Genomic DNA, 21805 nt, shown 5'->3' with positions numbered 1-21805 from the left:
CATAGGTAACCTTCTTTTTACATCCAACCCTTTTCTTCCGCAATTGTAATTGCCTCAATTCTATTTTTCGCGTCGAGCTTCGTTAATACTTCAGAAATATAATTACGTACTGTACCCGGTGAAAGATAAAGTGCCTTCGCAATTTCGTTTGCCGTCTTTCCTTCTTTCGCAAGCAACAATACTTCCTTTTCGCGATCTGACAACGGATTTTGCTCCTGCCATAGGCCGAACATTAAATCTTGGGAGATCTCTCGCTTTCCCTTCATTACATTACGAATTGCTGCCGCTAAATCTTCACTTGGGCTATCCTTTAATAAATAACCGTGCACACCAGCTTTCATTGCCCTTTCAAAATATCCTGGCCGTGCAAATGTTGTTAAAATTATTACTTTACATAATGATTTTTCTTTTTTTAACGCTTCAGCAACATCTAATCCACTTTGAATCGGCATTTCAATATCCATAATACTTATATCCGGTTTTAACGATTTAATTAATTTTAGCGCCTCTTCCCCGTTTGCCGCTTGCCCAATTACTTCGATATCATCTTCTAGATCAAGTAGGGCCCCTAATGCACCACGAAGCATCCGTTGATCTTCTGCAATAATAATTCGAATCATGCCCTCACCTCATCTTTTCCTGTTCTAATTACAACTGGAACTTTTACTGTTAACAACGTCCCTGGATTGATTGTACCTAGTTCAACAAATCCATCAATAAGAGCAATTCGTTCTTTCATGCCACGGATACCATTTCCATCATGATTTTGATCTGTTAAACCGATTCCGTTATCTTTTACTTTCAAAATCAGCTCACCTTGCGATTCTAATACAGAAACTGCGCATCGCGTTGCCTTGCTATGTTTTACAACATTCGTAACAGCCTCACGTAAACACATCCCGACAATATTTTGTTCAATTGGTGATAACGAGCTCGATCTGGCTTCTTGCCTCACTTCTAATTCAATATTAGCTGCTTGTAAGATCGCTTTTATTTGCTCTAGCTCTTCTTCTACCGTAATCATACGCATATCAGAAATTAATTCTCTCAGCTGTTTTAAGGCTGTACGAGACGTTTGTGTAATTTCCTTCGCTTCCACACTTGCACGCTCCGGATTTTTCACAATTAACTTCTCTACAAGCTGGCTTTTCAAAGTAATAAGAGATAACGTATGTCCTAATGTGTCATGAAGATCTCTTGCAATCCGCTGCCGTTCTTCACGTTTTACTAAGTCTTTAATTTGCTCGTTTGCTTCATTCAGTTGGTTCTTTAACATTTTTTTCTGATTAAAATTGCGCATACCAAATGGCGTAAGAAGCATTAAAATAAACATCGGAACGATATTTACTAAACTTGTAGTTGTTAGTTGATTCATATTTACAAATAAAAATGCTCCAAGCATGATAACTAACGAACATAACAGCACTCGAAATACTTTCTTATTTGGCGCAAATCCCATCGCACTTGCTGTGAAAAAGCCAAAAAATATCATAAAAGGATTATAAAATAAAGCAAATAAAAAGATGAGTACCATTTGAATACACGCCCAAAAAACAAACGTCCTCTGAACAAAATAAAGCTGACGGTATGTGACGATAAAAATTATCAACATACCGCTTCCTATTACAAGCTTCCATCCTGATGCCTGCGCTAAGTGATAAATTGGAAATAATAGATAAACAAACCACATATACGGGAAGAATCCCATATGTTTCGGAAAAATCTCAATCCTCTTCTTCTCTATCATTTATACCGCTTCCTGTCTTTTTCTTATATATATTGATACTACAACAAATATAAGGAAATAACCTCCTAATACCGCGATATTTTCCCATCCAATTGATTTTCCAGCTACAATATCCCACGCACCGCTTCCGAAGTGGTATGTTGGTGTCCATTCACCAATCGTTCTTAATATTTTTGGGAATACTTCAATCGGCATCCATAACCCACCAACTATAGCTAAACTCATATTTAAGATATTTGCTAAGCCAGCAGCTGCGTCCGCCTTCTTAATGGAACCTATTACTGTTCCTAACGCTAAAAATGGTGTTACCCCTAACAATAACCATAACCCCGCACCAATCCATTGCCCTACCGTTAACTCAACATGATTAATCAATATCCCTGCAATAAAGATAACTAATATTGAAAAAGCATTTACTACTGTTTGAGCGATAATTTTCGCTGTTAAATATGCTCCCTCTGGAAGCGGTGTAATTTTTAAAAGATGTGTCCATCCTTGCCCTTTTTCCTGAGAAAGTCTCACACCGAAACTAAAGAGTGCAGTCCCTACAATACTGAAAGTTGCCATCGAAATTAAATAATGTGCTTTCCACGCATCTCCGTTTTGTGGTACTTGAACAACATTTGTAAAAATGTAGTAAAACATAACAGGCATTAATATTGAGAAAAAGATAAATAATTTATTGCGGAATGTACGTAAAATTTCTATTTTGCACTGCATCCATAACGCTCTCATGCGATTTCCTCCTTCTGATTTGCGACAAACTGTTCAAATGCCTCATCAAGGCTTCCACGTTCAACTGAAACATCTGTTACAGGTAAACTCCTTTGATAAATGGCTTTTAAAGTTGCATCCGTATCCTCCGTTGTTAAAATGAAGCGGCCTTCGTTTGACTTTACTTCTATTACATTTGGTAATTCCTTTAGTAATTTTGTAGGAATGCTTTCCTTTGAGTAAAATGTGATTGTTTTTCTCGAAATCGTTGCTTTCATTTCGTCTGGTGTACCATCTGAGATAATCTTTCCGTTCGCAAATAATAAGATACGATTTGCTAAAGCATCTGCTTCTTCTAAATAATGCGTCGTTAAAATAATCGTTTTCCCTTCACTTGCTAACTTTCGAATCGTTTCCCAAAACGTTCTTCGAGACGTAATATCCATTCCGACTGTCGGCTCATCTAAAAATAACAAATCCGGATTTCCCGCAAGTGCAAGCGCAAAGTTTAACCTTCTTTTTTGCCCACCTGATAATTTCTCACATCTTTGCTTTCGCTCCGATTCTAAATTTGATAGCTGTAATAACGTTGCTTTCTCTACCGGATTCGTATAATAACTACGGAACAACTCAATTGCCTCTTCGACTGTAATACTATCAATGACACTTACTTCTTGCAGCATCGCACCGAGGCTATTACGAACATCTCTATGCTTTGGACTCTTTCCAAATATAAAGACCTTACCTTCTGTTGGGTCCTTTAATCCAAGCATCATCGACATCGTCGTTGTTTTCCCCGCACCATTCGGACCAAGTAACGCTACTATTTCCCCTTTATTTACATGAAATGAAACATTATTTACTGCGTTTTTATGTTTAAATGTTTTAGAAACACCATTTACTTCAATAATCTTTTCCATCTCTCCACCCCCGCTGTTTCTTATATTTACATTGTATTACTTGGAAAACTTAGGAAACAGTATGATGCGTCATGACATCGATATGACAATTGTCATGTATTCTTTATGAGAGGAATCAAGCTGCATACCGCAAGCGAGTAGCAGGACGAAAATAAACATGATACAATCGGATAAGATATATATTCGAGGAAGGACAGTGGTTTTCATGATTATTCGTAATGAACAAGATTTAGAAGGCTTACGAAAAATCGGCCGCATCGTTGCGCTTGCACGTGAAGAAATGAAAAAACAAGCGAAGCCAGGTATGACAACGAAAGAGCTTGATTTGATCGGTAAAAAAGTATTAGATGAGCATGGTGCTATTTCTGCACCTGAAAAAGAATATGATTTCCCAGGTGTAACTTGCATTAGTGTAAATGAGGAAGTTGCTCATGGTATTCCAGGAGATCGCGTATTAAAAGAAGGCGACTTAGTAAACGTCGATGTATCTGCTGCACTTGATGGCTATTATGCAGATACAGGTATCTCATTTGTTCTTGGAGAAGACGAAGCAAAAGAAAAGCTTTGCCAAGCAGCAGTTGATGCATTTTGGGCAGCAATGAAAAAGGTTAGAGCTGGCTCAAAACAAAATCAAATTGGTCGTGCTGTTTCAAACTTCGCACATAAAAGTGGATACAATGTTATTCAAAACTTAACTGGTCACGGCATTGGTCTTAGCTTACATGAAGCACCAAATCACATTTTAAGTTACTATGATCCAATGGATAATGCGCTTCTAAAAGACGGTCTTGTTATCGCTGTAGAACCGTTCATCTCTATGAAAGCTGATCATATTATTGAACGTGGTGACGACGGCTGGACATTCGTTACACCTGATAAAAGTCTTGTTGCACAATGTGAACATACCGTTGTCGTAACGCGCGGCGAACCAATAATTTTAACAGAAATCTAATACCAAAAACGGCTGTTTTGTAGATTTATTCCACATAAAACAGCCGTTTTTATTTTTGGGAAAATATGTGAACTACTGTTGAACTCTTTATCATTTAAGTATATAATCTTTAGCGGAGGTTACTTAAGCTTATCTTTACTAAAAAGATATTGTAACTAAGGAGTAAAACACCTTCTTTCTTATTGTTTAAACGTCTCAAAAATGACCGTAGTAACGTGTTAGTCGAATATTCTGTAATTCTTATATTCCTCTAACAATGTAAGAAACTATCATCTTTCAACTTCGGTCCACTAATCGCACAACTCTCTTTAGACAAAATAAATGACTATTTTCAAAGTACATATTGTCTTCATTCTGACCAAAACCAACCCTATCTAGCTTTTTATCTCCACATAACTTTAAGGCAAAAATAAGCCTTCACAAAGGGATACACTACATTGGTTAGTATGTATCGTAAAACTTACCTTTATAACCATTCTTTTTTACTAGATATACATGAAAACTATCTCACATATAAAGGTCTGATATCATTCTTTAATATCAGTATTTTTTTCGACATTTTTTGTCGAATTGTGTATATTTCCACAGAACTGTGTAAATATACATTTTGTTTTACGTTAAATAATATTACTTTGAACATAATCCTACTTGTCTGAGAACGCGTATAGAAACGGAGGGATAGCAAAAAGTAAATAACTTATAAAAAATACTTTTTATATTCCATTTGTTCATGTGGAATAAGTCCCCAATGGACAAATGAATGTTCAGAGGAGGAAAAATGAAAAAACTTTTCAATGTATGTTTAATTGTATTCGTACTATTTTCGCAACTTGCTAGTTTTCCATACAATCAAGTAAAAGCGGAAACCTTAACAGGAGATTCCTTATTTGACACTGTTGAAATGAAAGATGCAACGAATCATATTATTGACGAAGCATTAAATCCTAAAAACTTAATAAATGCAGGATCAATCATTCACCTAGAATATGCTTGGTCAATAAAAGATCATCAAATTGCACAAGAAAAAGATGCAACAGTTCTTCAAATACCTAACGCATTAAAAGTAAAAAATGACCAACAAGGAAACTTGATGGCAGATCAACAAATTATTGGTCAATATTTTGTTACGGCAAACGATAACAAAATGAAAATAGTCTTTAACGATTCAGTAAAAGATTCAAAAGGTGTTAAGGGGAAAATTAAATTTGACACTGTATTCAATCCAGATTTAAAACCTGGCATAAAAGCCGTCCCACTCACTTTCCCTCTAGGTACAGTAGCTAAGACTATCTCAGTTCCTGTTCAAGTAGATAACCCTACTTCACCTACTATTAATAGTGATGATGCTAAGCAGACTACCGAAGAGCAAAAGAACGGTGACGCACAGCAACCTACTGAACAGCCAAAAGATGGTGAAACACAGCAGAAACCTGCGGAACAACCAAAAGACGGGAATCCTCAGCAGCCTGCGAAACATTCAAAAGATGGTGAGACACAGCAGAAACCTGTGGAACAACCAAAAGACGGGAACACTCAGCAACCTGCGGAACAGCCGAAAAACGGGAATCCTCAGCAGCCTACGGAACAGCCAAAAGATGGCGGGACACAGCAACCTACTGAGAACCCTGGTGATAACACAACAGGGCAACCTGTTGAAAATCCAGACCCATCACCTAAGCAAATTAAAGAAAATATTTTAACAAGCGTAAAATTAACAGATAAAGACGGAAAACCATTTAATGATACAGATAATCGTCCAAATCCTGATTCTGCTGCCAATATCGATTTTACATGGGAAGTTTTAGAATCATTAAAAGTAAAAAAGGGAGATTACTATATTTTCCAACTTCCGGAATATTTTATCGTCCACAACACCATTACACAGCCTTTAGTTGATGGAACAGGACATGAAATTGGGACGTTCGTTGTTGACTTAAACGGAAAAGTAACTATGACTTTTAACGAGTACGTTGAAAACAATCCTAATATAGATGGTCATTTAAAAGTTGGTACGGAATTCAATAAAACAAAAATTAAAGGGACTACGGAACAAAAAATTCCTTTCCCAATTAAAGAACAAGACGTTATTATCGAGCTTGATTTCAAACCTAATGTAAAGAAATCTATGAATAAAAAAGGTATACCTGATAGACCGATTAATACGAATCAAATCAATTGGACAGTCGAAATGAACAAAACAAAAGACATTCTTACAAACGCTGTCTTCCAAGACAATATTCCAAATGGAGCCAGTCTCAATGAAGATTCTATTAAGGTTTATGAGTTAGAAGTAGATATTAACGGGAAAACGACTCGTGGAGCCGAAGTTAGTAAAGAAGAATATACACTCACTTCATCCTCCGATAAATTAAATATCGCTTTTAAAAATGAAACGAAAAAAGCATATCAAATTGAATATGCGACAAAAATTACTGACGAAAGTGTTACTAGTTTCAAAAATGAAGCAAAAGTATCCAGCAAGAATCAAGGAGATGTATCCGCAAATGCAACTGTAACTGTTTCACGCGGTACACATCTAGAGAAAACTAGTAAATATAATCCAAAAACACAAACAATTGAATGGACAATTACTTTCAACGGTGACCAAAGAGATATTAAACAATCTGATGCGCTTTTAAAAGACATCTTGGACAAATCTCATAAAGTTGATGCAAGTTCTATCGTGGTTAAAAATGCTTCTTATGATAATAACGGAAAACTTGTTACAGGTGACAACGCCACAAACTTTACTGTAAAAGAAACCGATGAGGGATTTGATTTACAATTTAATGAAGATATTAATAGTGCCTATGTGATTACTTATACATCGAAAGCCAAGAATGATGTTATACAAGATGGCGAAATCGAAAATACAATTATTGCAGATGGAAAATGGAGTAAAACAAACAAAGTTACATTACAACAACAAAACATCATAAAGAAACATAATAAAAATGCAAACGATACAGATTACAATAAGAAAACAACGAAATGGACAATTATTGTAAATGATAACAATTACGTGTTAAATGATGCTGTTATCACTGATACGTTTGACTATAGTGGACTTACATTACAAAAAGATAGTTTCAAAATTACTGATGGATCAACTGAACTGAAATTAGACTCTGATTACACACTTGATGTAACAGCTGACGGATTCAAAGTAACACTAGCTGGTAGTTATAAGTCTAATATGGATAAAACTTTAACCATCACGTACACAACAGACTTTAATTACGAGACTCTATCTAAAAAGGATGATAATAAATCATTCAAAAATACAGCTGATTTATCATGGAAAGATATAAATGGGAACGATAAAAATAGTAAATCTCATGATAGATTCAATCCTGACGGCTATACAAAAGGAAACGGATTTAAATACGGTTCTTACAATGCCCAAACGAAAGAAATCAAATGGGACATAGGGTTTAACTATAATAACAGGACTATTAAAGACCCTTCTATCGTTGACGTACTAGAAAACAATCAAAAACTTATACCAGACTCCATTGAGATTCATCATATGGAATTAACTGGTGGTGCAGACGGTTATAAATTAGGGGCACTTGTTTCCCCTGACGAATATACGGTAGAAAATGCAACGAAAGATAATAAAAATACATTAACGATTCATTTTAAAAATGAAATTAAAACAGCGTACCATATCAGCTTTAAAACTTCACTTGCAGGTGAAGAAATTAATAAGCGCTATGATAATTACGCCAAATTAAAAGATGGATCGGAAACTATCGCCAATATTCATGGTGCATTCGAGATCAAAAATGGTGGTAGCGGCGTTACGAAAAAAGCAAAACAAAATGACAAGTACATTGATTGGAGCGTTTCTATTAATGCAAGTCAATCAACGATTGAAAATGCTGTCGTAACAGACGATCCGACAGACAATCAAATTCTCGATGAAAAGTCATTCCACCTATATGGGACAACAGTAGCCGTGGATGGCACTTTAACGAAAGATACAACAAACGAATTAAAAGAAGGAAAAGACTATAAACTCAAAATAACAACAGACAACAATACGGGGAAACAACAATTTACAATTGAATTTCTTCATACTATTGATCGAGCTTATATTTTAGAATACCGTTCACTCATTAATGCAGACAATAATGAAAAGGTAAGCAATAAAGCGAAGATTACTGGTAATAGTTTGAAATTAACAGAAACTGAAAAAATTGAAGAAATAGTAGTTAAAGTATCTTCTGGATCTGGAGGCGGTTCTGCTACTAAGGGACGCGGAAACCTTCAAATTAAAAAAGTAGATACTGCAGATCCAAATAAAATTTTATCTGGCGTAGTATTTACTTTATTCGATCGCACAGGTACAACTGCTATTCGAACAATTACAACAGACGACAATGGTATCGCTCAGTTTAACAACTTAAAACGCGATGAATATCTGCTTAGAGAAATGAAAACTCTTGATGGCTATGTCATTAGTAAAGAATTAAAAGCAGGTAAACTTGTTAAGCTTGGTGCAGAAGAAACTACAACATATACTCTTAAAAACGAGAAATTTGTTGGAAAAGTAGTACTTACAAAGACTGATGCTCATAACAAAGAAAAGCTTAAAAATGCAGTTTTCTCTCTGCTTGATCAAAACCATAATGTCATTCCTGAACATAAAGAATTAATAACAAATGATAAAGGACAAATTACTGTAGATAATTTAAAACCAGGAACTTACTACTTAAAAGAAATAAAGGCTCCTGAGCATTATCAATTAGATGATCGACTTATTGAATTTACAATCGAGGAAGATCAAACAACAGTAATTAATAAAGAGGCCCAAAACAACTTGATTAGAGGCTCAGTTATCCTAACAAAAGTTGATAAAGAGGGTAATACTTTAGAAGGTGCAGTATTTAGTGTACGGGACCGAAATAACAAAAGAATTCCTGGTTATACCAAATTAACGACAAATGGTAACGGACAAATCGAAGCGAAAAATTTACTTCCTGGAGAGTACCAATTTGTTGAAGAAAAAGCACCTGAACATTATGAAATAGATAAAAAACCGCTTAAATTTACAGTTGAAAAGAGCCAACAGAAAGCACTTACTGTTACAGCGACAAATCACCTCATTAAAGGTGGTGTCACTTTAACGAAAGTCGATGATGTCGATGGCACTGCCCTTGAAGGTGCTGTATTTAAAATTGTCGATGCGAATGACGAGAAACAAGTAATTCGTGAAAATATAAAAACAGGTTCAGATGGAAAAGTTACCGTTAAAGATTTAGAGCCTGGTGCTTATAAATTTATCGAAACAGAAGCTCCTAAGGATTATACGTTAAGTACAAACCCTATCGAGTTTACAATTGATAAAAGCCAACAAGCTCTTGCTACTGTTACGGCAAATAACAGCTTAAAAACGGGCGAGGTTGAATTATTAAAAGTTGATGAGTTTGGTGAGAAAAAACCACTAGAAGGTGCTGTATTCAAACTTGTCGATACAAATAATAATGACGTTTCCCCTCACACTAACTTAACTACTGATAAACACGGTAAAGTTAAAGTTAGTAACCTACGTCCTGGTACGTATAAATTTATTGAAATAGCTGCTCCTGAACATTACGTTTTACGAGCAGAACCTATTGAATTTACAATCGATAGAAGTCAGAAAGAAACTCTACTTGTGAAAGCTGAAAATGCTTTAAAACCAGGAGATGTTGAATTAACAAAAGTTGATGATATCGATGGTACAGCTCTTGAAGGTGCTGTATTTAAAATTGTTGATGCAAATGATGAAAAGAAAGTTATTCGCGAAAATGTAAAAACTGGTGCGGATGGTAAAGCTATCGCTACTGGCTTACGCCCTGGCGATTATAAATTTATCGAAGTAACAGCACCGAAGTATTACGACAAAAATACAAAACCAATTAAATTTACGATTACAGAAAGTCAAACAACTCAGGCTACTGTTACCGCTAAAAACAGCTTAACAAAAGGCGGTATTGAGTTAACAAAAGTGAATGCTGCAGATGAAAAGGAAACACTTGAAGGTGCAGTATTTAAAATCGTTAATAGAGATACTAATGAAGATGTTCGTACGGACCTTGTTACGAATAGTAAAGGAATGCTAGTTGTAGATGACTTACGTCCTGGTAACTATAAGCTTATCGAAACAAAGGCTCCAACTTATTACGATGTAAATGTAGAACCAATTGAATTTACAATCGAAAAAGGACAACAAAAACTCCTTCCACTTACATTTAAAAATAGTTTAACGAAAGGAAAAGTTAAACTTATTAAAGAAGATGATGTGGAAAGTAGTAAAGCTCTTGCCGGCGCTGTATTCACATTGCAAGATGCAACTGGCAAAGAAATTATGAAAGATTTAACAACAGATGATTACGGAGTGTTAGTTATTCCTGATTTAGCACCAGGGGATTATCAATTTATCGAAACAAAAGCACCTGAACATTATAAATTAGACAAAACACCTATTAAGTTCACAATTAAAAAAGGTAGTAAGGAAGATCTTCCTATCCCTGTTACTGTAAAAAATAGTTTACTTACAGGTGGCGTCACTTTAACAAAAGTTGATGATGTTGATGGCACTACTCTTGAAGGTGCAGAATTTATAATCGTTGACGCTCATGATACTAAAAAGGTAATTCGCAAAGGTTTAACAACTGATAAAAACGGTAAAATTTCTGCTTCTGATTTACGTCCTGGAGACTATCAATTTATTGAAGTAAAAGCTCCAAAAGACTATACCTTAAGCAAAGACCCTATTCCATTCACTATCGAAAAAAGTCAAAAAGAGAATATTACTGTTACTGCTACTAACAGTTTAAAGAAAGGTGCAGTAACATTAACAAAAATTGATGACATCGATCGTACGATGCTCGAAGGTGCAATCTTTAAGATTGTGGATATGAATGGTAAGGAAGTTCATACGAATCTTGTTACAGATAAAAACGGTAAAATTTCTGTTTCTGATTTACGCCCTGGAGACTATCAGTTCATTGAAACAAAAGCTCCTGAGCACTATGTATTAGATGAAACAACGATTCCATTTACAATTGAAAGAAGTCAAACGAAAGAGATCAATGTTACAGGCAAAAATGCTTTGAAAAACGGTAGCGTTGAACTAACAAAGATTGACGATATTGATATAACTACAAAACTTGCTAACGCCGTATTTAATTTATTAGATGCAGACGGAGAGCTAGTTAAAGAAGGCTTAAAAACAAATGATGAAGGTAAAATTGTTGTTGAAAACCTACGTCCTGGTACGTATCAATTCGTTGAAACAATTGCTCCTGAACATTACGATTTAGATAAAAAACCTATCGTATTTACAATTAAAAAGAGCCAAACTGAAACTCTTCATATCACTGCTACAAATGCTTTAACAAAGGGTGCAGTTAAACTTTCTAAAGTAGACGATGTTGATGGCACTGTTCTTAAAGATGCAGTATTTAAAATTGTTAATATGAACGGTGATGTAGTTCATAAAGACCTTGTTACAAATGAACAAGGAATAATCGAAATTAATGACCTACGTCCTGGTGATTACCAATTTATCGAAACGAAAGCTCCTAAGCATTACGTTTTAGATGAAACACCAATCAAATTCACTATTGAAAAAGGACAGAAGAAAGCTATTTCTTTAACTGCTACAAATAGCTTAAAACAAGGTAGTATCGAATTACTTAAAGTTGATGATTTAAACACTCAAACAAAACTTGCTGATGCGGTATTTAATTTACTGGATCAAGATGGCAAAGTACTTAAAACAGATTTAAAAACAAACAGTGAAGGTAAAATCGTTATCGAAAACTTACGTCCTGGTACGTATCAATTCGTTGAAATAACGGCTCCTGAACACTATGATTTAGACAAAAAACCAATTATATTTACAATTGAAAAAAGCCAAAAAGATATTGCTACCGTTACTATGAAAAATAGTTTAACAAAAGGCGGCGTGGAACTTTCTAAAGTGGATGACGTCGATGGCACTACTCTTGAAGGCGCAGTATTTAAAATTGTGGATATGAATGGTACTGTAATTCGCAAAAATCTTGTTACGAATCAACAAGGTAAAATTAGCGTTTCTGACCTACGTCCTGGTGATTATCAATTCATCGAGACAACGGCTCCGAAACACTACGATTTAAACAAAGAGCCAATTCCATTCACAATTACAAAGAGCCAAGCTGATCCTATCTCCGTTACAGCTACAAATAGCTTAACGAAAGGCGCTGTGGAACTTTCTAAAGTGGATGATGTAGATGGTACTGCTCTTAAAGATGCGGTATTTAAAATTACTGATCTGAATGGTAACGAGATTCGTACTGAGCTTACAACAGATGTACATGGAAAAATTTCTGTTTCTGATTTACGTCCTGGGGACTATCAGTTTGTTGAAACGAAAGCTCCTGAACACTATAAATTAGATAGTACACCTATTAAGTTTACAATTAAGAAAAGCCAAAAAGAAAAGCTCCAAGTTACTACTACAAATAGCTTAACTGAGGGTGCTGTAGAATTAATAAAAGTGGATGATATAAATTCAGATACAAAACTTTCTGATGCAGTGTTTAACATCATCGATGCGAAAGGTAAAATTGTTCGCACTGATTTAACTACTGATAAAGATGGTAAGATTACTGCTACGAACTTACGCCCAGGAGACTATCAATTCATTGAAACGAAAGCTCCTAAGCATTACGATTTAAATAAAACACCTATTAGCTTCACTATCGAAAGAAGTCAACTAACTCACGCTTCTGTTACTGCTAAGAATGGCCTAACAAAAGGTGGCGTGGAATTAACGAAAGTTGACTCTATAGATAAGAAAGAAATGCTAGAAGGTGCGGTATTTAAAATTACTGATCTGAACGGTAACGACATTCGTACGAATTTAGTTACCAATAAAGACGGAAAAATCATCGCTAAAGACTTACAACCAGGAGACTATCAATTTATTGAAACAAAAGCTCCTAAACATTACGACTTAAATGAAGAACCAATTAAGTTTACAATCGAAAGAAGTCAAACAAAGCATGTCTTCGTTACAGCTATTAATAGCTTAACGAAAGGTAGTGTTGAGTTAATTAAAGTTGATGATGCCAAGCAAAACACAACACTTGAAGGTGCAGTATTTAAAATTGTTAATAAGGATGGACACGATGTTCGTACCGATTTAACTACTGATAAAAACGGCCGTTTAGTTGTGGATGAATTACCGCCAGGAGACTATGAGTTTATCGAAACAAAAGCTCCTGAACACTATGACTTAAACAAAACACCTATTAAGTTCACAGTTAAAAAAGGCCAAGAAAAAATCGCCTCTGTTACTGCTACGAATAGCTTAACTAAAGGCGCAGTTGAATTAACTAAAGTTGATGACATCGATGGTACTACTCTTGAAGGAGCAATCTTTAAAATTGTAGATATGAACGGCAAGGATGTTCGTTCTGATTTAACTACTGATAAAGATGGGAAGATTTCTGTTTCTGATTTACGTCCGGGAGATTATCAGTTTATTGAAACGAAAGCTCCTAAGCATTATGACTTAAACCAAAATCCTATCAAGTTTACTGTTGAAAAGAGTCAAACTGCTAAAGCTTCTGTTACTGCTACTAACAGCTTAACTAAAGGCGCAGTTGAATTAACTAAAGTTGATGACATCGATGGTACTACTCTTGCAGAGGCTATCTTTAAAATTGTAGATATGAACGGTAAGGATGTTCATTCTGATTTAACTACTGATAAAGATGGTAAGATTTCTGTTTCTGATTTACGTCCAGGAGATTATCAGTTCATTGAAACGAAAGCTCCAACTGGCTATGATTTAAACATTAAACCAATTCCTTTCACAATTACGAAAGGACAATCTCAGATTACCTCTGTTACAGCTTTAAATAGTTTAACAACAGGTTCAATTGAGTTAACTAAAGTTGATATTGATCACCATGGAACACTTGAAGGTGCCATTTTCAATATTTTAGACCAAGATGGAAAAATCATCCGAGAAGGTTTAAAAACAGACCAACACGGAAAAGTAATCGTAAATGATTTGAAACCTGGTAATTATCAATTAGTAGAAACACAGGCTCCTAAAGGCTATCAATTAGATGCATCACCAATAAACTTTACAATTGATAAAGCCCAAGCTACACCACTACAAATTACAGTTTCAAATAAAAAGATTGAATCTTCGTCAGGTGGAGATGACAAGCCAGTTACTCCTCCAAATAAAGAAGAAAACAAAGGCAATGAAACATCTGAGAAACACAAAAACGGAACTTCCGAAGAAACATCAAATGAAACAGATAACAAACAGCAAGATGATCGAAATACGGATAAACACCTTCCAAATACAGGTCATAAAGAAGACCCTACACAAACAGTAGGTATCGTCCTTCTACTAGCTGGATTATTAAGTATTTTAGCTACAAAACGCAAAAAACATTATTAATAATGTTTTTTTATACAAAAAGGACGATACATAAAGTATCGTCCTTTTAACGGGGTGAGGCTGCCCAAAAGTACGGAAAACCTTTGAACAGCCTCTTATTTTCATATGGATGCCTTACATATATCACTGATAATAATTATGAAATGCGGAAACATAATTACCATCAACTGATTCAAACATGAGAAATGAAACCCTACAGTGGTTCCATTTCTCTACATAATCTAAAGTTTGGGTACACTAGATTCATGCAATGTAGGAGCTTTCAGAGTAGAAAGCGAACCTTCGTTTAAAATGATAGCATACATATCTTCCTCAAAAATATGCAAATATGCATATATTGTTTTTATTTCTCAATGTCAGAATATTGAAAAACAAAAGACGCGAAGGTAAAATAAAGTCATTATCCGTCTTCTTTTGTCAGTCACAGAGAATAGAAGAATAGGAGAGGAAAAAATGAGAAAATCATTGAAACAAAAAATAGTAAGCTCTTTGCTTGCTGTATCACTCGCTGTTAGCTTAGCTCCAATTGGGCAAGCAAAAGCGGATTCCACGTCAGAGGTTACACAAACTCCATCTATTACAAAACAGATTGATCCAAACCGCGCAATTGAACATGTTCGTTTCTTATCTGAAACAATTGGTCCTCGACCCGGTGGAACAAAATCCGAAGAATGGGCTTCTCGTTACATTGGTATGCAGCTTAAATCGATGGGCTATGAAGTAGAATATCAGCCATTTCAGGTTCCCGATCAGTACGTTGGATTCATTGAATCACCACTGTCAATAAAACGTAATTGGCAAGCTGGTGCTGCTCCTAATTCACTAATTTCTACAGAAGCTGTTACAGCTCCCCTTATCTTTGTTCAAGGTGGGACAAAATTAGAAGATATTCCAAATGAAGTAAACGGTAAAATTGTTTTATTTGAAAGAGGAACGACAATTACAGACTATAATAAACAAGTTGAAAATGCTGTTAGCAAAGGTGCAAAAGGTGTTCTTTTATACAGTTTAATTGGCGGACGCGGAAATTATGGACAAACCTTCAATCCCCGCCTAACGAAAAAGCAATCTATCCCTGTCTTTGGTCTTGCTTATGCGCAAGGAAATGCATTTAAAGAAGAAATCGCTAAAAAAGGGACAACAATTCTTTCCCTAAAAGCGAGACATGAATCTAAATTAACATCTCTAAATGTTATCGCCAAAAAGAAACCAAAAAAGAGTACCGGTAATGAAAAAGCAGTCGTTGTAAGTTCGCACTATGATAGTGTTGTCGGAGCACCTGGCGCAAATGATAATGCTTCTGGAACTGGATTAGTATTAGAACTAGCTCGTGCTTTTCAAAATGTAGAAACTGATAAGGAAATTCGTTTTATTACCTTTGGTTCTGAAGAGACTGGCTTACTTGGCTCCGATTATTACGTTAATAGTCTATCCCAAAAAGAACGCAATCGAATTTTAGGTGTCTTTAACGCAGACATGGTTGCAACAAATTATGATAAAGCAAAGAATTTATACGCTATGACACCTGATGGCTCTACAAACTTTGTAACAGATACTGCCTTGCAAGCAGGTAAACAACTAAATAATGACCTCGTCCTACAAGGTAAATTCGGTTCTAGTGATCATGTTCCATTTGCTGAAGCTGGTATTCCTGCTGCTCTATTTATTTGGATGGGTGTCGATAGTTGGAATCCATTAATCTATCATATTGAGAAGGTATACCATACACCTCAAGATAACGTATTAGAAAATATTTCACCTGAACGAATGAAAATAGCATTAGACGTTATCGGAACAGGGGTTTATAACTCGCTTCAAAAACCTGTTACTCAAACTGAACAGAAAGCTGCTTAATCAATAAAAGACCACTGATTTTTATCAGTGGTCTTTTATTGAGAAAAAATATATATGCATAAAAGCATATTTTATCCTCCTCATTATCGTATACAATATTAACTGTAACAATATCGATTACAACTTATAAGGAGGCTTTTTCTATTATGAAAAAAATGATTTTAGCAGGTGCGTTAACTTTAGCAGGAATTACCGGCGCTACCGCGTTTATTCCTGAAACAAAAGTCGCTGCTGCCGCTCAAGAACAAAGCTTTACAAAATTTTATTCTTTGCAAACTGGAGGTAGTTCTGAACAAGAACCTGTTTTCCTTCAAAAGGGACAAGAGTTAACAATTCAACCTAACAGCAAAACTCCTAGTTACAGTGTTTATGACTCAAATCATAACCTTATTGGACGTTATTCTGATGGTTACGGCCGAATTTTCACTGCAAAAACAGATGGAAATATGTACGTTCAATTTCATGCACCTTACGTTTACTATAGTCCTGTTAGTTTTTCTGTTACTTATACAATCCAATAAAATAAAGGGCCTTTCTCAAGGGCCCTTTATTTTGCTTCCCAATTCACTTTTACAAAACCATCTTTCACCATTACCGTACCAATCGGTATATTTAATATTTCACTCATTTCCTTGTAAGAATATTGTTCATAGTAATAGAGTACGAGTACCGTTTTATATTTTTCATTTAATAACTGTATTACTTCCCGTATCATTTCCGCTTCCACTTTTTGAATAAATTCTTCTGATATATTCACTTCATCTGCGAAATCTATTTCTCCACCATCTTCTTTATGAAACAAATCCAATATTCGATCTTTCCACCTTTTTTTCTTACGATAAAAATCATAAAACGTACGAACACAAATTGTAGTAATCCACTTTTTATAATTATCCACATAAGAAAGTTGGTGCCTTGATGAAAAAACCTTTATCCACGTCTCTTGAAAAATATCTTCCGCATCTTCTTTCGTTTTCGCTAACTTATAGCATAAGGAATATATTTGCTGCTTATATATATCAATTAATTCTTCTACCTTTTCTTCCATCATAAGCCTCCTGTCATTTATATAAGACGACGCAAATTATCCTTTTGTTTGATAAAATTTTATTTTTTTATTATCTCCATACAAAAAGGCAATCACAACATCGTGTGATTGCCTTTTACTGAAAGCGAAAAATCGGCTCCGCTTTGCTAGAATACTCGGTGGCTTCGTGCCTTCCTCCGAGGCAAAGTACGCCTCTCTGTCAGGAGCTCCATCCCCCTCCTATTCTAAACGAGCCGCTTTCGCTTTTCTTAATTACATTTTTTCTGGTGCAGATACTCCTACGATTGCTAATGCATTTTGAAGTGTAGTGCGTACTGCTTTCATTAACTCGTAACGAGCTTTACTTAATTCTAAGTTATCTTGGTTCAATACTTTTTCTGCATTGTAGAAGCTGTGTAATGCTGCTGCTAATTCAAATGCATAGCTTGTAATGCGGTGTGGCAGACGTTTTTGTGCTGCATCCGCAACTACAGCTGGGAATTCACCAAGTTTTTTCAGTAACTCTACTTCTTTCTCAGAAGTAACAAGTTTGTAATTCACGTCTCCATCTGCAGCTAATCCTAACTCTTCACCTTGACGAAGGATACTGCATACACGAGCATGAGCATATTGTGCATAGTATACTGGGTTTTCATTAGATTTTGATACAGCTAAGTCCATATCGAAGTCTAAATGAGAATCACCGCTACGCATCGCGAAGAAGTATCTCATTGCGTCCACGCCTACTTCTTCCATAAGCTCACGAAGTGTAACTGCTTTACCTGTACGCTTACTCATTTTCATTTTTTCACCATTTTGGTACAGTTGTACCATTTGGATGATTTCTACTTCAAGTGTTTCTTTATCGTAACCTAGCGCTTGAATAGCAGCTTTCATACGAGGAATGTAACCGTGGTGGTCAGCACCCCAAATGTTGATTAACTTATCGAAACCACGCTCTAATTTATCACGGTGATAAGCGATATCTGGCGTTAAGTATGTGTAAGAACCATCATTTTTAATTAATACACGGTTTTTGTCGTCACCGTAAGTCATTGAACGGAACCAAGTTGCTCCGCCTTCTTCAAAGATTTCATCACGCTCTTTTAATACAGCAAGTGCAGCATCAATTTTTCCGTTTTTGTATAATGATGTTTCTGAGAACCATACATCAAATTTAACACGGAAGCTCTCTAAGTCTTTTTGAAGTTTTGCTAACTCATATTTCAAACCATATTCACGGTAGAATTCATAGCTTTCTTTTTCATCAGCTTTTGCGTAACGATCACCAAACTCTTCAGCTAAACGTTTACCGATTCCAATGATATCCGCACCATGGTAACCGTCTTCTGGCATTTCTTTCTCTAAACCTAATGCTTGCATGTAACGAGCTTCAACAGAAAGAGCTAAGTTATGAATTTGGTTACCAGCATCATTAATATAGTACTCACGAGATACATCGTATCCTGCTTTTGCTAATACGTTACATAAAGTGTCACCTACTGCCGCACCACGTGCATGTCCTAAGTGAAGGTCACCTGTTGGATTCGCAGATACGAACTCAACTTGTACTTTTTCACCTTTACCAGTGTTCGTTTCACCGTAAGCTTCACCAGCGTTTACGATTGTTGGAATTAAATCTGTTAAGTAGCTATTATCCATATAGAAGTTAATAAAACCAGGACCAGCGATTTCGATTTTTTCAATAGAAGCTTTTGCTTTATCGAAGTTTGCAACTAGTTCTTCTGCAATCATACGAGGTGCTTTTTTCGCAACGCGTGCAAGTTGCATTGCCATATTTGTAGAGAAGTCACCATTTGTTTTATCTTTTGGAGATTCTAATACAACGTTTGGAATCTGTTCTTCTGTCGCTAATTCTGCCTTTAATACAGCAGCTTGAATTTCTTCTTTAATCAATCCTTTTACCTGTTCTAAGGAATTCATTATTTTGCCTCCTTCAAATTAATTGTAATTGTATATCTGCCAGCTTCTTGTTCACTTAGAAGCAATGCGTACGTTAAGAAGAGTTGTCCTTTTTTCTTTTCATCCGACCATTTAAAAAGAACGTTATCAGTTTTCGTTTGCAGTGCAAACGTACCAAGTTCACTCGTATACGTACCCGTTGTCCATTCACCTTTCACATGCGTCTGACGCATAGAAATAGCACCTGAACGCATAATGAGAACTTGTTCATCTTGAATTTTAATAATTGTTTTCACTTCGCCTTGTTCGTTCGGCTCCTGGAATGTTACATATGTACCTTGACCTTTTACATAGTATTGACCATTTGCTTCAAAAGCAACGGTTTCCTTCCTCGCCCCTTCACGGATTTCTGTTACGAAATGAACGTGTACCGGCAAGCCTGCAAGTTGTTTCTTCACGTCTTGCACACCTTTCAAATGTTATAGATATTAAATACTACTTATAATAAATCACTTTTCCTATCATATCAAAAAAAGACGCTGTCTGTCTGCTGAAAAATCAGGAAAACTCCATTTCAAAAAATAATTCACTTCTACTTTATTTCATGTGATAAAATATTTTTTAAATCTAAATATTCTTTTAATTATAGAGGTGAATTCAGTGATACCAACAAAGTTAAAAAAGGGTGATGAAATACGCGTGATTTCACCATCCTGTAGTTTAAGTATTGTTTCAAATGAAAATAGAAAACTTGCTACAAAAAGATTAACTGACATGGGCTTTCAAGTTACATTCTCAAAATATGCCGATGAGATAGATCAATTTGCTTCCTCTTCTATTTCTTCCCGCATTCAAGACCTCCATGAAGCATTTGGAGACCCTAATGTAAAAGCTATTTTGACGACACTTGGCGGATACAACTCCAATGGTTTATTGAAACATCTCGATTATGATCTAATTCGTAAAAACCCGAAATTTTTCTGTGGTTATTCTGATATTACTGCCTTAAATAATGCAATTTACACAAAAACAGGGCTTGTTACATATTCGGGTCCCCACTTCTCTTCATTTGGAATGGAGAAAGGGCTCGAGTATACAAACGATTACTTTTTACAATGCTTAACCACTAATGAGCCTATTGAAATCATTCCGGCGGAAACGTGGAGCGATGATTCTTGGTATATGGATCAGGAAAATCGAGAATTTATAAAAAATGAAGGGTATGTTCCAATTCAAGAGGGGGAAGCGACAGGAGAAATTATCGGTGGCAATATGAGCACACTTAATTTACTACAAGGCACACCATATATGCCAAACTTAAAGGGCAAAATTTTATTCCTTGAAGAAGACAGTTTAACAGGAAAATCAACGCTTAAAACTTTTGATCGCTATCTACATTCCCTTATGCAGCAACCTGATTTTGAACATATAACAGGTATTGTAATAGGAAGAATGCAAAAAGAAGCAGAATGTACGATAGCGGACATTCAAGAAATGATTTCTTCAAAACCTGAACTTGCACATATTCCTATCATTGCAAATGCAAATTTTGGACATACAACTCCAATTTTTACTTTTCCAATTGGTGGACGTGCCAAAATCATTTCTAACAAAGAAAATACATCTATCACTATTTTAACGCACTAAAAAAGGAGCGAACGATTCGCTCCTTTTATGATTTTTCTATTTTTTGCAATGCTTTTTGCGGGATTGACTCTTTCGTTATTTCAGCCCATCCTTTTCCTTGCATACCTTTTGCATAAATTTTTATAAAAGCACCTGCATGCAATTCACGATTTACCATTCTTTTAATAATTTGTTGCTTTCCGTCCTCTGTATACCCTTTAAATGTATACAAATATTCACCGTCTTTTTTCTCACCTTTATCTACAACCGCATAATAATCTTGTATTTCTTTATTTGAAAAGAAGTTGTCTACAAAAGCATGTACACCTTCTGTTTTTGTGTTTAAATAATATGCTGTTCCCCCTAAAATGATGGCGAATACAGCTAAAACTTTAATTACCAATTTCATACATGCGCCTCCTGTTTGCACTTCTTTCTCACTAGTATTATATCTATACTTGTATTATACGGAAAAGAGCATACTATACTCGTAACTACTCAGCTTAGTTAGGAAACAAGGCATGCCAAATACATGTTTCCGATTTGAAAACATGATAAAGAAAAGACTCCAATCAGAGAATGA

13 protein-coding genes are annotated in these 21805 nt (G+C 35.5%); 5 read left to right on the top strand and 8 right to left on the bottom strand.

Annotated elements, in window-relative coordinates:
* Window positions 1-17: 17 nt before the first annotated feature.
* From ATL10_RS06775 to ATL10_RS06760, 4 genes are read right to left on the bottom strand one after another with little or no spacing between them, the layout of a single operon-like run.
* Window positions 18-620 (bottom strand): response regulator transcription factor, encoded by a 603-nt coding sequence (locus ATL10_RS06775; RefSeq protein ID WP_097924456.1) that lies wholly within the window; start codon window positions 618-620, stop codon window positions 18-20.
* Window positions 617-1747 (bottom strand): sensor histidine kinase, encoded by a 1131-nt coding sequence (locus ATL10_RS06770; protein WP_097924454.1) that lies wholly within the window; start codon window positions 1745-1747, stop codon window positions 617-619. Before ATL10_RS06770 ends, ATL10_RS06775 begins: the two co-directional genes overlap by 4 nt.
* Window positions 1748-2482 carry an ABC transporter permease gene (locus tag ATL10_RS06765; RefSeq protein ID WP_097924452.1) on the bottom strand — a complete coding sequence of 245 codons (735 nt, stop codon included), beginning with the start codon at window positions 2480-2482 and terminating at the stop codon, window positions 1748-1750. It lies immediately after the preceding gene.
* On the bottom strand, window positions 2479-3381 hold the full coding sequence (locus ATL10_RS06760) for an ABC transporter ATP-binding protein (protein WP_097924450.1): 903 nt from the start codon (window positions 3379-3381) through the stop codon (window positions 2479-2481). The genes ATL10_RS06765 and ATL10_RS06760 overlap by 4 nt, the downstream gene beginning before the upstream one ends.
* Before the next feature lie 157 nt (window positions 3382-3538).
* On the opposite strand from ATL10_RS06760, the gene map reads away from it, so the two are divergent.
* From map to ATL10_RS06740, 4 genes are all read left to right on the top strand, one after another.
* Window positions 3539-4333, top strand: coding sequence for a type I methionyl aminopeptidase (map, locus tag ATL10_RS06755; RefSeq protein ID WP_003313889.1), 795 nt, complete (start codon window positions 3539-3541; stop codon window positions 4331-4333).
* 778 nt (window positions 4334-5111) lie between these two features.
* Window positions 5112-14792, top strand: coding sequence for a SpaA isopeptide-forming pilin-related protein (locus ATL10_RS06750; RefSeq protein WP_110496626.1), 9681 nt, complete (start codon window positions 5112-5114; stop codon window positions 14790-14792).
* A 453-nt stretch (window positions 14793-15245) separates the two neighbouring features.
* Window positions 15246-16646 carry a M28 family metallopeptidase gene (locus ATL10_RS06745; RefSeq protein WP_110496624.1) on the top strand — a complete coding sequence of 467 codons (1401 nt, stop codon included), beginning with the start codon at window positions 15246-15248 and terminating at the stop codon, window positions 16644-16646.
* A gap of 146 nt (window positions 16647-16792) precedes the next feature.
* Entirely contained in the window at window positions 16793-17167 is a 375-nt protein-coding gene (locus ATL10_RS06740; protein ID WP_000738223.1) for a hypothetical protein, read from the top strand.
* A 26-nt stretch (window positions 17168-17193) separates the two neighbouring features.
* On the opposite strand, the gene ATL10_RS06735 is transcribed toward ATL10_RS06740, so the two are convergent.
* From ATL10_RS06735 to ATL10_RS06725, 3 genes are all read right to left on the bottom strand, one after another.
* Window positions 17194-17694, bottom strand: coding sequence for an RNA polymerase sigma factor (locus tag ATL10_RS06735; protein ID WP_139213327.1), 501 nt, complete (start codon window positions 17692-17694; stop codon window positions 17194-17196).
* Window positions 17695-17946: 252 nt separating this feature from the next.
* Complete coding sequence (gene argS, locus ATL10_RS06730; RefSeq protein ID WP_001086464.1) at window positions 17947-19617, bottom strand: arginine--tRNA ligase; 1671 nt, start codon at window positions 19615-19617, stop codon at window positions 17947-17949.
* On the bottom strand, window positions 19617-20054 hold the full coding sequence (locus ATL10_RS06725; protein ID WP_000744343.1) for a YwiB family protein: 438 nt from the start codon (window positions 20052-20054) through the stop codon (window positions 19617-19619). The genes argS and ATL10_RS06725 overlap by 1 nt, the downstream gene beginning before the upstream one ends.
* A 202-nt stretch (window positions 20055-20256) precedes the next feature.
* Between ATL10_RS06725 and ATL10_RS06720 the strand changes: the two genes are divergently transcribed.
* Window positions 20257-21243 carry a S66 family peptidase gene (locus ATL10_RS06720; protein WP_097924447.1) on the top strand — a complete coding sequence of 329 codons (987 nt, stop codon included), beginning with the start codon at window positions 20257-20259 and terminating at the stop codon, window positions 21241-21243.
* A 25-nt stretch (window positions 21244-21268) separates the two neighbouring features.
* Here ATL10_RS06720 and ATL10_RS06715 read toward each other — a convergent pair whose 3' ends face one another.
* A complete protein-coding gene (locus tag ATL10_RS06715) occupies window positions 21269-21631 on the bottom strand; it encodes a YxeA family protein (protein ID WP_000779932.1) in 363 nt (120 codons plus the stop codon).
* Window positions 21632-21805 lie beyond the last annotated feature (174 nt).

This window comes from Bacillus sp. 196mf, assembly GCF_003217275.1.
GTDB classification, from domain to species: Bacteria; Bacillota; Bacilli; order Bacillales; family Bacillaceae_G; genus Bacillus_A; species Bacillus_A thuringiensis_S.
Note: the sequence above shows the minus strand (reverse complement) of the source record. Positions and strands in the feature narration are given on the sequence as shown.